Raw genomic sequence first — 13,256 nt, 5'->3', positions numbered from 1 at the left:
ATTAACGCCCCAAATAGACTTCGATAACCCGAGGGTCTTTCTGAACATGGTCAAGGCGGCCTTCGGCCAGAACCGATCCTTCGTGCAGCACAGTCACCTTGCAATCAAGATCACGGACAAATTCCATGTCATGTTCAACCACAACAACCGACCGATCGATTGCAATGGATCGCAGCAATTTGGCCGTCTGTTCGGTTTCGGAATCTGTCATGCCCGCAACGGGTTCATCGACCAGCAGTAATTCGGGTTCCTGCATCAGCAACATTCCGATTTCAAGCCACTGTTTCTGTCCGTGTGACAGGTTCGCCGCCGTTTCATCGCGCTTGTCGACCAACATGATGGTTTCAAGCGTCTGTTCGATACGCAGTTTTTCGGCATTACCCAGCCGATGGAACAATGCCTGAAACACGCCACGCCCACCCGAACAGGCCAGCAACAGATTGTCAAACACCGTATGGCTTTCAAACACGGTGGGTTTCTGGAATTTGCGACCGATACCCAGATTGGCAATTTCGGCCTCGTCCAGTTTGGTCAGATCAACATCGCTTCGAAACAGGACATCGCCCGTATCGGGCCGGGTTTTACCGGTGATGATATCCATCATCGTCGTCTTGCCCGCCCCGTTCGGGCCAATAATGGCGCGAAGTTCGCCCGGCTCGACATAAAATGACAGGCTGTTTAACGCCCGAAACCCGTCAAAGGTAACCGAAACGCCATCAACATAAAGGATGGTATTGGCACGCGCTTCCTTGCGTTCGGCCTGTTCGATCTTGATTTCAGCGGCTTCGCTCATGCCTTACCTCCCTGATTTGCGCGTCCGTTTGAAATACGTTTGCGTAAACCGGCCAGAACCGATTGCCGATCCGGCGATCCAAATGCCGGAACCGCACCGATCACGCCCTTGGGCAACAGAAGCGTCACGGCGATGAACAACCCGCCGAGGAAGAACAGCCAGAATTCAGGCATCACACCGGTAAAGAAGGTTTTGGCATAATTGACGATGAAAGCGCCCAGAACCGCGCCATACAACGTGCCCCGCCCGCCAACAGCAACCCAGATGACGATTTCAATCGACAGCGCCGGGGCAAATTCGCCGGGATTAATGATGCCGACCTGCGGCACATAAAGCGATCCGGCAATCCCGGCCATAACGGCCGAAACGGTGAAGACGAACAGCTTGTAATATTCAACGCGATAACCAGTAAACCGAACCCGGCTTTCAGCATCACGGATGGCAATCAAAACCTTGCCCAGACGGGAATTGGTGATACAGCGCGCAAGGATATAACAAATACCCAGCATCACCGCCGACGCCACAAACAGGCTTGCCCGCGTGCTATCGGACTGCAACGAAAAGCCCAGTAAATCCTTGAAATCGGTCAGGCCGTTATTGCCACCAAATCCCATATCATTGCGGAAAAACGCCAGCAAAAGCGCATAGGTCATCGCCTGGGTAATGATCGACAGATACACTCCCGTCACCCGCGACCGGAACGCAAGGAAGCCAAACACAAAGGCCAGAAGCCCCGGCACAAACATCGCCATCACAATGGCAAACCAGAACATGTCAAAACCAAACCAGTACCAAGGCAATTCTGTCCAGTTCAGGAACACCATGAAATCAGGCAGTTCCGGGTTGCCATAAACGCCCCGATCTCCGATCTGGCGCATCAGATACATGCCCATGGCATAACCGCCGAGTGCGAAAAACGCCCCGTGACCCAAACTTAAAATCCCGCAGAAACCCCAGATCAGATCAACAGAAAGTGCAAGCAACGCATAACAAAGATATTTGCCCAGCAAACTCATCATCCAGGTCGGCACATGCAAGGCCGAACCTTCGGGCACAATCAGATTTCCAACCGGAATCAGGATTGAAGCCGCAATCAGGATCGACAGCAAGATCATCCCGCCACGATCACGCAACAACCATCCGATCACCGGTGTCATTTGATATTTCTGGCGATAGTCGGTCATCGATCAGGCCTCCACCGCACGACCCTTAAGGGCAAACAGCCCCTTGGGTCGTTTCTGGATAAACAGGATCAGCGCAATCAGGACAAAGATTTTCGCAAGCACCGCCCCGGCAACCGGTTCAAGGAACTTGTTCACAATGCCAAGACTGAACGCGCCAAGAACCGTGCCCCAAAGGTTGCCAACCCCGCCAAACACCACGACCATAAAACTGTCGATGATATAGGTCTGGCCAAGGTTCGGACTGACATTTGAAATCTGGCTCAGCGCAACACCGGCAATCCCGGCAATCCCCGATCCCAACCCGAATGTCAGCGCATCAACATAACCGGTACGAATGCCGACCGATCCGGCCATGCGCCGGTTCTGGGTGACGGCGCGCATCTGAAGACCAAAGGCGGTATAGCGCAGCACAATCGCAATCCCGCCAACCACAATCAGACTAAACAGGATGATCCACAGCCGGTTGTATGTCAGGACCAGACCGTTTGAAAGCTCAAGCGCGCCACTCATGAAATCAGGTGCCATAACTTGCTGGTTGGTCGCACCAAAAAGGCTGCGGATGGCTTGCTGCAAGACAAGACTGACGCCCCATGTCGCCAAAAGTGTTTCAAGCGGGCGACCATACAGGAAACGGATCACACAACGTTCGATCACAATCCCGACCAGACCGGCCACCACAAAGGCCGCAGGCACGGCAATCATTAACGACCAGGGCGAACCCGACGGAAAGATCGATGCAAAAACCTGCTGCACGACAAAGGTGGTATAGGCCCCGATCATGATCATTTCGCCGTGCGCCATATTGATCACGCCCATCACACCAAAGGTGATGGCAAGACCAACAGCAGCCAGCAACAGCACCGACCCCAGACTGATGCCACGATAAACATCGCCCAGCGTCTGCCACATCGACAGGCGTCCTTCGACGGATTTAAGGGCACCTTTGGCCGCGGCGATAACTTCGGGCTCATATCCTTCGGCCTCGGCACTGGCGACGAATTGCGACAAAACAGCCCGGATTTGCGGCGTGGTTTCGCTGGCCAGCACATCAATCGCGGCCATGCGTTGTTTGGGGGTTTCACCGGCCGCCAGCGCCATGGTCGCCTGCGCCAATTCCATACGCGCCAAAAGGGTCGGGTCTTCTTCGCGTTCAATCGCGCGATCAAGCAACGGCAACATCGACGGATCCCGCGCATCCATCACCTGTTCGACCGCTGCGGTACGCACCACGATATCTTTGCTAAACAGGTTAAGGGCCGCCAACGCATCGCGCAGCGCCCCGCGCAACCGGTTGTTGACCTTGATCTTGCTCAGTTCCTTGGAACTGCTTTCACCAACAATTTCGCCACTGACGATGTCGATATGGCTCCAGACCTTGCCCTTTTTTGCGCCGATGACGACATGCTCGTCGCTGTCACGCACAAACAGATTGCCTTCAAGCATGGCATTCAGGATCGGCGCGACACGCGGATCACCGTCTGCGGCCATGGCATCGATGGCCTTGATCTTTTTGGTCGCACTTTTAACGTTCAGCTTTTCGGTCACATTGCGCAGTTCTTCGTCGCTAAAAGCATGTGCCGGATGGGGCATCGTGGTCGCAATAACCGCACAAATCGCACAGACAGCGATCAATCCCGGTACGGAAATGCGCCAGACAAAACGGGGCCGAACTGCCGTCAGGACAGCGGTCATGACAATGCGCATGGTCACCAAGCCTTTGAAAATCAGATGTCGGAAAAATCTTAAACAACGGCCGCCCGATCAGAGGCACCAAACACAGGTCGCGGTCTGCGGCTCATAGATCGGGTTTTGTCGGAAGCGACGAAAAACGGGTCGGCCGCAAAAGGCAGCCGACCCGTCCAATTCCGATCAGTACATCGGTTTTTCACAGTTGCCGCAGACCCAAGGATAGGTCCAGTCAGCGGTCAGTTTGGCACTTTCGGGCAGGAAGTCCGACCATGCATCGCCAACGACGGTGCCTTCGGTTTCCCAAACAGTGTCGAACTGGCCATCATCCTGTACTTCGCCGATCAGAACCGGCTTGGACAGATGGTGGTTGGTATTCATAACAGCCGTACCACCGGTCAGATTGGCAACCTTCTGGCCATACATGGCCTGACGGACGGCATCCACATCGGTGGTGCCTGCCTGCTCAACAGCCTGTTTCCACATGCTGAAACCAATATAGGTTGCTTCCATCGGATCGTTGGTCACGCGCGCATCATCACCGATAAAGGCATGCCATTTTTTAATGAAGGCAGCATTCGCATCGGATTCAACCGACTGGAAATAGTTCCATGCAGCCAGATGACCAACCAGCGGCTTGGTATCGATACCGGCCAGTTCTTCTTCACCGACCGAGAACGCAACAACCGGAATGTCTTCGGCCTTGATGCCCTGATTGGCGAGTTCTTTATAGAACGGCACGTTGGCATCACCGTTAATGGTCGAAACCACAGCGGTTTTCTTGCCCGTCGAGGCGAATGCTTTCACATCGGCAACAATCGATTGCCAATCGGAATGACCGAACGGGGTGTAGTTCTCCATGATATCGGCATCGGAGATACCCTTGCCGTTCAGATAGGAACGCAGGATTTTGTTGGTCGTACGCGGATAAACATAATCCGTGCCCAAAAGAACGATACGCTCGGCAGCACCGCCATCCTCGCTCATGAGGTAATCAACAGCCGGAATAGCCTGCTGGTTCGGCGCGGCACCGGTATAGAACACATTGCGCGAGCTTTCTTCGCCTTCATACTGAACCGGATAGAACAGCATGCTGTTCAGTTCTTCGAAGACCGGCAGAACCGATTTGCGCGAAACCGAGGTCCAGCAACCGAAAACTACATCAACCTTGTCTTTTTCGATCAGTTCACGGGCTTTTTCAGCAAAAAGCGGCCAATCGGATGCCGGATCGACAACCACGGCCTCGACCTGTTTCCCCAACAGGCCGCCATTTTTATTCAGATCATCGACCAGCATCAGGACCGTGTCCTTCAGCGTGGTTTCCGAAATTGCCATCGTCCCAGAGAGAGAGTGCAGAACGCCGACTTTAATCGTATCTGCGGCCTGGGCTGTTGACAGGGTCATAGCCGACCATGCCAAGGCCCCTGCGCCCATAAGCGCCTGAAGCTTCTTATTCATTCTATTGCCTCCACTGCGAGTTTATTGCACCGCAGTGTTGCTTGCTAGAACCGTGCCAATTTCCGAATAAAATGCTGTAACACCGGAAATCGAGGCGACTCAACGCAATATCCATCTATTCAACAGCCATAAAATGGAAAATCTTTGCGTGGAACGCGCATTTGATGGCTATTTTTCGATCATTAATTATATTTTGATTATTTTTTAACCACATTGACCCCGGGCTTTTCAACGCCTATTTCAAAGGCGGAAGTTTCGTCTTTGACTGCGGTTATTGCACCACAATGCCCGGGGGCCGAAGCATCCCGCCCCGCCGGTTCGCCGGTGGGGTGTTTTATTTAAGGACGCGTATTATTCGGCAGCACGCTGAACAAGATCATCCGACAAGATACCAACAACGCTGCGAATTTGATCGCGCAACCACATGCCACCCGCATCACAATCGACCCGCATCGGCCAGTTCATCGATATCGGTGGAAATTGCATATCAAACGGCATGGCCCTGATCTCAAGCCCAAATAGCGGCGCATATTGGCGGGCAATCCGGCAGGGCACAGTGGCAATCAGCGGCGCATGACGAGCTGCCGCCAGAAGCGGCATGAAATCGGGGGCCGCCACAACGATATCAAGTTCGATCCCCATGCCCTCCAGCGCAACACCGACGCAACCCGCAACATTTTCAGTCTGCGACAAAACGGCATGGCGGGCATTAAGATAGTCATCGCGCGTCATCGCCCCGGGCTTGTCAATCAGCATCGGGTTAAAGCAACATGTTACCTCGGTCTCAAAAAGAATCTCGCCGCGATAGCGTGACTGCAAAAGATCCTTGCACCCCACGGCCAAATCAATCTCCCCGACATCCATCATCGTATCGACGGTATCAACGGTGATGGAACGGCTTAGCAGTTTAATTCCCGGCGCTTCGTTTTGCAGACGCTTCATCAATTCGGGCAGCAAAACCATTTCCATTTCGTCGGTCAAACCAACGCGAAAGACGCGGACTTCGGTCGCGGGATCAAAAACATCGCAGGCCTTAAGCGCACTTTGCGCCTGAGCAAGGGCCGCACGCACCGGCCCGGCAAGGGCGCGCGCCTTTGCCGTCGGCTGCATTTTCTGACCAACACGGACGAAAAGATCATCCTGCAACAGCATCCGCAGCGTTGATAAATTATGACTCATTGCCGACTGACCGATGCGAAGCTTTGCCGCAGATTTGGTAACACTCAACTCTTGCATCATTGCGTCAAACGCAATCATGAGATTGAGATCGAAAGATCGTAAATTGAAATGATCAATATTATCCATGACTGGCATCGATTTGATTGCTGACTGATCTGAATATAGCTTTTCCCTATCAGGTTACAAGCCGCCGGTTCACATCCGGCCATTTGATCCAGGAGAACATTCCAATGCTGTCACGCAGAGATATGCTTAAAGGTTCACTTGCGGCCGCAGCCATCGGAGCGACGGCAAGCACCGTTTTCGTTCCATTGCACGCAAACGCCAAGGCCCCGCTGACCGGCACCCAAGTGCCGGGCTATTACCGCTTGATAGTCGGCGATGTCGAAATCACCGCTCTTTCAGACGGCACCGGTCAGTTTCCGCTTGCCGATTTATACCTGAACACCAGCCACGAACATGCCCGCACGGCCCTTGCCAATGCGTTTCAGGGCACGCCGACATTCACATCGGTTAACGCCTATCTTTTGAACTTCGGGGATCGTCTGGTGCTGCTTGATGCCGGAAGCGGCGATTTTCTGGGTCCGCAACTGGGCAAACTTCCGGCCAATATCCGGGCATCGGGTTACAAACCGGAACAGATCGACGACATCGTTCTGACCCATATCCACACAGATCATTCGGGTGGATTGATCCTGAACGGCAAGGCGATCTATCCGAATGCAATGGTGCACGCACCCAAGCGGGAAGTGGATTACTGGCTTGACCCTGCCAACAAGGAAACAGCCGCCGAAGGCAATAAAAAATATTTCGACGAGGCCGCTTTAGCAACCAGCCCCTATATTGATGCTGATCGTTTCAAGACATTTGACGACAATACATCCCCGTTGCCCGGTCTAATCAATTCCACCCTGCGCCCCGGTCACACGCCGGGCCACAGTGCATTATGGTTCGAAAGCAAGGGCGAAAAATTCGTTCACTGGGGCGACATCACCCACGGGGATGTCATTCAGTTCGACGAACCGGGCGTTTCGATTGTCTTTGACGTCGATCCCGACATGGCAATCATCACCCGCGAGGCGGCCTTTGCCGAAGCCGTTGCCGAAAAATATCTGGTGGCCGGGGCCCACATCGCCTTTCCGGGGATCGGTCATGTCCGCGAAGACAGCACCCTGTATGACTGGGTGCCGATGAACTATCGCGCTGATGTCTGATCTCGTCTGATCTCGTTTCCGCCAATTTCGTATTTCAGATATCACACAACATAGGGCGGCCTGCATCGCGCAGACCGCCCTATGTTTTAATCGCTCAAAACCAAATTATTCCGGCATGCCTTTACGAATCCAATGGCCAAGCTCGGCACGTTCATCTTCGGTCATTTCGGTCATATTGCCCAATGGCATGGCGCGCCCGATGATCGCTTGGGCCAGAATGCGCTGAGCATTGGCTTCGATTTGGGCCAGATCATCAAACATCACCCCCATCGGCGCCTCGTCAAATCCTTCATCGGTGGGATTGGCGGAATGACATGCTGTGCAGCGGGTCTGGATAATCGCCTGCGCATGATTTGCTGTGATCACATCTTGATCTGCCATTTTCGCGGCATTCGGATCATAGGATGCAAACATCGCCAAAATAGCCATACCAATCGCGGCGGCAGGCAATTGCCATGCAATCGCTTTGCCGGTGCCGCCTGCATTGCGCGTATTAAAGAAATGACGCACCAAACCGCCGATGATCAGGATCAACCCGACAATCAGCCATGACTGATCATGGGAAAACAGCATCGAATAATGATTGCTGATCATCATCAACAAAACGGGAAGTGTCAGATAATTGTTGTGGGTCGACCGCTGTTTGGCCTGAAGCCCCAATGCCGGATCGGGCGTTTCACCGGCCATAAGGCTGGCAACGACCTTTTTCTGGTTTGGAATGATGATGCGAAACACATTGGCTGCCATGATGGTGCCCAGCATCGCCCCGACATGAATAAACGCACCCCGGCCGCTAAACACATGGGTAAATCCATAGGCAGCAACCATCGCAAGGATGAAGACACCAACCGCCAGCTTGCCCGTGCTTTGGCCAATCGGGCTTTTGCACATCAGATCATAAATCACCCAGCCAGCAAACAAACTGGCCAGCCCGATCAGGATCGCATCCCATTTACCAAGCGCCATCACGCTGGGATCAATCAAATAGCTTTCGGCACTCCAGTAATACATCGTCACCAAAAGCGCGAAACCGGTCAGCCAGGTGAAATAGGCCTCGTATTTAAACCAGTGCAGATCGTCCGGCATGGATTTGGGCGCAACCATCCATTTATTGACATGATAAAACCCGCCGCCATGAACCATCCATGCTTCGCCATAAACGCCTTCATCCATGCCTGGGCGCTTGCGAAGCGACAAGTCCAGCCAGACGAAGTAAAAGGACGAACCGATCCAGGCAATACCGGTAATCAAATGCGCCCAGCGCAGGATCAGATTGATCCAGTCCTGAAACAGTATATCCACCCTTTGAAACCTCCGTCTTGCAAGGCGTGCACTCTCTCACGTGCCCTGCCATCCCCTTTGCCGGCTCCACCGCCGATTGGCCGACGAAATCCGGAATTATTCCAATCAGAGTCCTAACATAGCGCACCGGGCGGCTCTATTATTAACCACCCGAGCATAATCGAAATGACTTTCAAGTTATTTTTTAAAATGCCACAGTAGCCGCCGATAATTTGAAGAATTCTGAATCCCAAAAACAAGAACGTCCTATCAGGAGCATACAGCCCCATGTCCGACTTTGAGGACATCCAGATTTTTGTCCGCGTCGCCGAACTTGGCAATCTGTCTGCTGCCGGGCGCGAATTGCGTCATTCGGCCGCTGTAGTGTCAAACCGCATTGCGCGCCTTGAAGAACGACTGGGCGTTCGGCTTTTGAACCGCACCACGCGCCGGGTTAGCCTGACGACCGAGGGCGATGTTTATTATCGCCACTGCCTGCGCATTCTGGCCGAAATGCAAGAAGCCGAAAACGCCATCGCCAATCAGAAAAACACCACGCGTGGCCCGGTAACGCTGACCTGCCCGGTGGCGTTTGGCAACAAATATGTCGCGCCAATTATTCCGAAATTCGTTAAAAAGAACCCGGATGTGCAAATTCGGCTGCATTTATCGGATCGGTTGCTGGACCTTTTGCAGGACAAAGTCGATCTGGCGATCCGCATCGCCGAGCTTAAGGAAAGCTCGCTGATCGTGCGCAAGCTTGCGGCCAACAAACGCATGCTTGTCGCCAGCCCGGCCTATCTGAAACGTCAAGGCACGCCCAAAGCACCGGGTGATTTGCTGCATCACAATTGCCTGCTGTTACGCTTTCCCGGATCGCAGCAATATCAATGGACGCTAAACGGGGCCAAGGAAGAAGGTGCTGTGACCCTTTCGGTGTCGGGATCGATGGATTCCGACAATGGCGAAGTCCTGACCCGCTGGTGCCTTGACGGGCACGGCATTGCCCTTAAATCGCACTGGGAAGTCGGGGAATATGTTCGAAATGGCCAGCTACAAGTCGTCCTGCCCGACTATACGCCGCCATCGCATGCGGTTTACGCGCTTTATCCCGAAAACCGGTATCTTCCAACCCGCATGCGCGCATTCGTCGATTTTCTGGTATCGGAATTTGGCGGCACGCCGCCTTGGGACAAAGTCTAAAAGCTAAAGACTTGGAGGCAATCATAATCCTCATACAAAATATACGCCCTCAAATCTCCGGGTGATTTATTTGTATTACTTTTTAGCTTCATCCAGATAACCACCCAGCACAGCGGCCACATTCAACCCGATCACGTCATGGGCGTAACCGCCTTCCATAACAAATACAGTTTTCAACCCCAGACGTCCGATCATCTGACCAACGCGGTTGAAATCATCGGTTTGCAGTTTGAAATCACACAGCGTTTCGGCCTCGTGGGCATCAACGCCAAGGGCGATGACCAAGGCATCGGGTTGCCATGTGACGATTTTCTGCATCGCCTTGGCAAAACCCAATCCCCAGCGATCAAAATTCGATCCGCCGGGCAGCGGTATGTTCAGGTTTGCACCTTGTCCGTCCAAGCGCCCGGTTTCATTTTCATAGCCCATGAAAAACGGGAATTGATGTTTGGGATCGGCATGAATCGATACCGTCAAAACATCGGCGCGGACATAGAAAATATCCTGTGTGCCGTTGCCGTGATGATAGTCGACATCAAGGATTGCGACCTTTTTCGCCCCCTTGGTAATCATTTGCTGAGCGGCAATCGCCGAGTTGTTCAGGAAACAATAACCGCCATACCGATTGGCATGGGCATGATGGCCGGGCGGACGTGTCAGGGCAAAGGATGCCTCGCCATCATTCCAAACCGCATCCGCGGCCGAAACAACGGTTTGCGCCCCCCAATAGGCTGCCTTCCAAGTACCCGCCGTGATCGGGGTATCGGATGAAATAGCATATTGCCCCAGCCGTGCACTGATATGCGCCGGATGACCACCGGAAAAACCCGCCGTTGGCCAGACATAGGGAAAGGCATCATGCTTGTTCCCCGCAGCTGACCAATCCGCCCAAGCCTTTTCCAGAAAGGCCAGATAATCCGCATCATGAATGGCGGCAATTGGTGCCATGCCATGATCGATCGGGTCAACCAGTTGTGCCTGAACCGCATGGGCCACCGCATCGCGAATAATCGCCATACGGCGCGAATTTTCAAAACATGGAATAAGCCGACCATGGTGCATTTCGCCATTTCCCTCGTGGGCATCATGGCGAGAATTAAAGAAGACACGCATAGCCGTTTTCCTTTCTGACAAAGGCGATAAAGAACGTTATCGCCTTATCCCAAAGCATGCCCCGACAAATATGCCTATTTGCGGGCAGTGCTATAAAGCAGTTCAGCAATCGTATCGAGGAACCCGCCCAACTGTTTGCGCAGATTTTCCGCTTCACTGGCCAGACGCCCGGCCATGTCACGTGTGGTATCGGCGGCTTCGCCGGTCTGACCGGCCATTTCGGAAACGACAGTAATATGATCGGTCACTTCCTGTGCGCCGCTTGATGCCTGCTCGACATTGCGCGTGATATTGGTCGAAAGTGCGGTCTGGGTTTCAACATTGTTTGAAATCAGGTCCGCACGCGCCGCCAGATCATCGATCACGGATGCGATTTGACGGATCGAATTAACCGAGCCCTCAATCGCGCTTTGGATATCCTGAACTTTTTCCTCGATCGATTCAGTTGCCTTGCTGGTCTGGTTAGCCAGCCCCTTGACCTCGTTGGCGACAACGGCAAAACCTTTGCCGGCTTCGCCCGCACGAGCAGCCTCAATCGTCGCGTTCAACGCCAAAAGATTGGTCTGGGCGGCGATATCGCGGATAAAGCTGACAACTTCAACAATTTCACCAGCAGCCGCTTCAAGCTGACCGATACGACCATCGGTTTCCTGGGCCAGACCATTGGCGCGATGGGCAATTTCAACCGATTCACGGGCCTGTTCGGCAACGGTACGGATCGATTGGTTCAGTTCTTCGGATGCACCGGACACACCAGATACATTGGCCGCCGTCTGACGGGCTGCAGCCGCAACATTGGTCGACCGCGAACTGGTTTCATGGGCAATACGATTGGCATCACCCGACGCATCGGCAAGCGCGCCTGCGGCCTCGGCGATCTGATCGACCGCCTCGAACGAGCCACTTTTGAATTCTTCAACAACACTATTAAAGCCAGCCAGCTTTTGTTCAATCGACGACGTTGCCGCATTGATTTTCTGCGCTGAGGTCAAATAGGCACCAACCAGACCGGTTTCGACGATCCGGCGATAATACCGGTTTTCGGAAACCGCGCCCATTGATGCCGCACTTTCACGCAAAAACGCATCATTGCGGTCAATCAAGCGATTGATTGCGATGAACAGTTCGCGCATGTCTGAATGGCTGTCGACATTGGTAATACGGGCTTCGTAATCACCTTCGGCCGCAGCCAGAACAACATTGAGCGCCTTTTTGATACCCGATTTGCTGGAACCACCAAATAGAGACATTTTGTACCCTCGAATTTGCAACCGGCCCTAAAGGCTTTGAATAAATTTATCGTATGCCAGACCGGCATCTGAAAGCTTCTGCGACAGCGCCTTGACGGCGGCATTCATGCCGTCCCTGCGGTTGGCCGTGCTGTTCTCGATCTGGCGAAGTTCCGCATAAAGCGGAATAATCTTGTCTCTAAGGACTTTCGGGTCGGCAACGCGACGGTTGGAGTGATAACCAACAATCTTGCCGTTCTGGTCAAAACTGGGCGTGACATGAGCAAGGACCCAGTAATGGTCACCATTTTTTGACATGTTAACGACATAGGCAAAAATCTCGTGCCCGGCCGCGATTTCATCCCACAGCAACTTAAAGATGCAACGCGGCATATCAGGGTGACGAATAATCGAATGCGGCTGGCCCAACACGTCTTTTTCACGATAGTCCGATAGCCGCAAAAACACATCGTTGGCATAGATAATCCGACCTTTAAGATCGGTCTTGCTAACAATCAGTTCTTCCGGTTTGAAATGACGTTCCTTGCCGGTTGGGTTGGCCGTGACTTTCGTTTCACTCACGTTTAGTCCCCGATTTATTTTATCCGATTATCTGCCCTGCAAAGAAGGGCCATTTTGCGTGTCGGAATATCACGTAACGGCATAACTGCGAAGGAAAAATGTAAAATATCCATGTGATACATGGCCTAAGCGGATGCCTAAAAATTAGAACAATATTATCAAGAACCATCTGAGGAACACATCGGCACGCACTGATATTCCATCCCTTTTTGGCATCAAATCCCGATCAACATCCCCCATGCGGGGGATGTTCGGATGTTCAAAATAACATTGAATAACAACGAACATGCCCGACCCGGTCTGCACGGGGGAAGCGCAGACCGGGTCTTACACG

11 protein-coding genes are annotated in these 13,256 nt (G+C 53.1%); 2 read left to right on the top strand and 9 right to left on the bottom strand.

The annotated features are described in order from the left end of the window. Position 1: 1 nt before the first annotated feature. The 5 genes from urtD to TALK_RS05670 all read right to left on the bottom strand — a co-directional run bounded on the left by urtD (position 2) and on the right by TALK_RS05670 (position 6,378). Positions 2-793 carry an urea ABC transporter ATP-binding protein UrtD gene (gene urtD / locus TALK_RS05690; protein ID WP_085616776.1) on the bottom strand — a complete coding sequence of 264 codons (792 nt, stop codon included), beginning with the start codon at positions 791-793 and terminating at the stop codon, positions 2-4. Then, positions 790-1,977 (bottom strand): urea ABC transporter permease subunit UrtC, encoded by a 1,188-nt coding sequence (urtC, locus tag TALK_RS05685; protein ID WP_085616774.1) that lies wholly within the window; start codon positions 1,975-1,977, stop codon positions 790-792. The genes urtD and urtC overlap by 4 nt, the downstream gene beginning before the upstream one ends. A gap of 3 nt (positions 1,978-1,980) precedes the next feature. Further along, positions 1,981-3,681: an urea ABC transporter permease subunit UrtB gene (gene urtB, locus TALK_RS05680; protein WP_139833743.1), complete on the bottom strand. Its 1,701-nt coding sequence runs from the start codon at positions 3,679-3,681 to the stop codon at positions 1,981-1,983. Positions 3,682-3,846: 165 nt separating this feature from the next. Further along, positions 3,847-5,121, bottom strand: coding sequence for an urea ABC transporter substrate-binding protein (gene urtA, locus TALK_RS05675; protein ID WP_085616772.1), 1,275 nt, complete (start codon positions 5,119-5,121; stop codon positions 3,847-3,849). Positions 5,122-5,472: 351 nt separating this feature from the next. Further along, positions 5,473-6,378 carry a LysR family transcriptional regulator gene (locus TALK_RS05670; RefSeq protein WP_281251276.1) on the bottom strand — a complete coding sequence of 302 codons (906 nt, stop codon included), beginning with the start codon at positions 6,376-6,378 and terminating at the stop codon, positions 5,473-5,475. A gap of 152 nt (positions 6,379-6,530) precedes the next feature. Between TALK_RS05670 and TALK_RS05665 the strand changes: the two genes are divergently transcribed. Continuing rightward, on the top strand, positions 6,531-7,514 hold the full coding sequence (locus tag TALK_RS05665; RefSeq protein ID WP_085616770.1) for an MBL fold metallo-hydrolase: 984 nt from the start codon (positions 6,531-6,533) through the stop codon (positions 7,512-7,514). Positions 7,515-7,619: 105 nt separating this feature from the next. Here TALK_RS05665 and TALK_RS05660 read toward each other — a convergent pair whose 3' ends face one another. Continuing rightward, positions 7,620-8,816, bottom strand: a complete 1,197-nt coding sequence (locus TALK_RS05660) for a urate hydroxylase PuuD (RefSeq protein WP_085616768.1) — start codon at positions 8,814-8,816, stop codon at positions 7,620-7,622. Positions 8,817-9,083: 267 nt separating this feature from the next. Between TALK_RS05660 and TALK_RS05655 the strand changes: the two genes are divergently transcribed. After that, entirely contained in the window at positions 9,084-9,998 is a 915-nt protein-coding gene (locus tag TALK_RS05655; RefSeq protein WP_085616766.1) for a LysR family transcriptional regulator, read from the top strand. A gap of 75 nt (positions 9,999-10,073) precedes the next feature. Here TALK_RS05655 and TALK_RS05650 read toward each other — a convergent pair whose 3' ends face one another. The 3 genes from TALK_RS05650 to TALK_RS05640 form a co-directional block, all read right to left on the bottom strand. Then, positions 10,074-11,111 carry a histone deacetylase family protein gene (locus TALK_RS05650; RefSeq protein ID WP_085616764.1) on the bottom strand — a complete coding sequence of 346 codons (1,038 nt, stop codon included), beginning with the start codon at positions 11,109-11,111 and terminating at the stop codon, positions 10,074-10,076. 74 nt (positions 11,112-11,185) lie between these two features. Continuing rightward, on the bottom strand, positions 11,186-12,361 hold the full coding sequence (locus TALK_RS05645) for a methyl-accepting chemotaxis protein (RefSeq protein ID WP_085616763.1): 1,176 nt from the start codon (positions 12,359-12,361) through the stop codon (positions 11,186-11,188). Positions 12,362-12,388: 27 nt separating this feature from the next. Continuing rightward, on the bottom strand, positions 12,389-12,922 hold the full coding sequence (locus tag TALK_RS05640; protein WP_085616761.1) for a PAS domain-containing protein: 534 nt from the start codon (positions 12,920-12,922) through the stop codon (positions 12,389-12,391). Between the last annotated feature and the right edge of the window lie 334 nt (positions 12,923-13,256).

Source organism: Thalassospira alkalitolerans, assembly GCF_002115745.1.
In the GTDB taxonomy this organism is placed as follows: Bacteria; Pseudomonadota; Alphaproteobacteria; order Rhodospirillales; family Thalassospiraceae; genus Thalassospira; species Thalassospira alkalitolerans.
This window is presented reverse-complemented; position numbering and strand designations above follow the sequence as displayed.

Bases quoted from the DNA above. Each gene is read 5' to 3' on its own strand.
- urtD (WP_085616776.1), bottom strand. From the start codon at position 793: ATGAGCGAAGCCGCTGAAATCAAGATCGAACAGGCCGAACGCAAGGAA.
- urtC (WP_085616774.1), bottom strand. From the start codon at position 1,977: ATGACCGACTATCGCCAGAAATATCAAATGACACCGGTGATCGGATGG.
- urtB (WP_139833743.1), bottom strand. From the start codon at position 3,681: ATGCGCATTGTCATGACCGCTGTCCTGACGGCAGTTCGGCCCCGTTTT.
- urtA (WP_085616772.1), bottom strand. From the start codon at position 5,121: ATGAATAAGAAGCTTCAGGCGCTTATGGGCGCAGGGGCCTTGGCATGG.
- TALK_RS05670 (WP_281251276.1), bottom strand. From the start codon at position 6,378: ATGATTGCGTTTGACGCAATGATGCAAGAGTTGAGTGTTACCAAATCT.
- TALK_RS05665 (WP_085616770.1), top strand. From the start codon at position 6,531: ATGCTGTCACGCAGAGATATGCTTAAAGGTTCACTTGCGGCCGCAGCC.
- TALK_RS05655 (WP_085616766.1), top strand. From the start codon at position 9,084: ATGTCCGACTTTGAGGACATCCAGATTTTTGTCCGCGTCGCCGAACTT.
- TALK_RS05650 (WP_085616764.1), bottom strand. From the start codon at position 11,111: ATGCGTGTCTTCTTTAATTCTCGCCATGATGCCCACGAGGGAAATGGC.
- TALK_RS05645 (WP_085616763.1), bottom strand. From the start codon at position 12,361: ATGTCTCTATTTGGTGGTTCCAGCAAATCGGGTATCAAAAAGGCGCTC.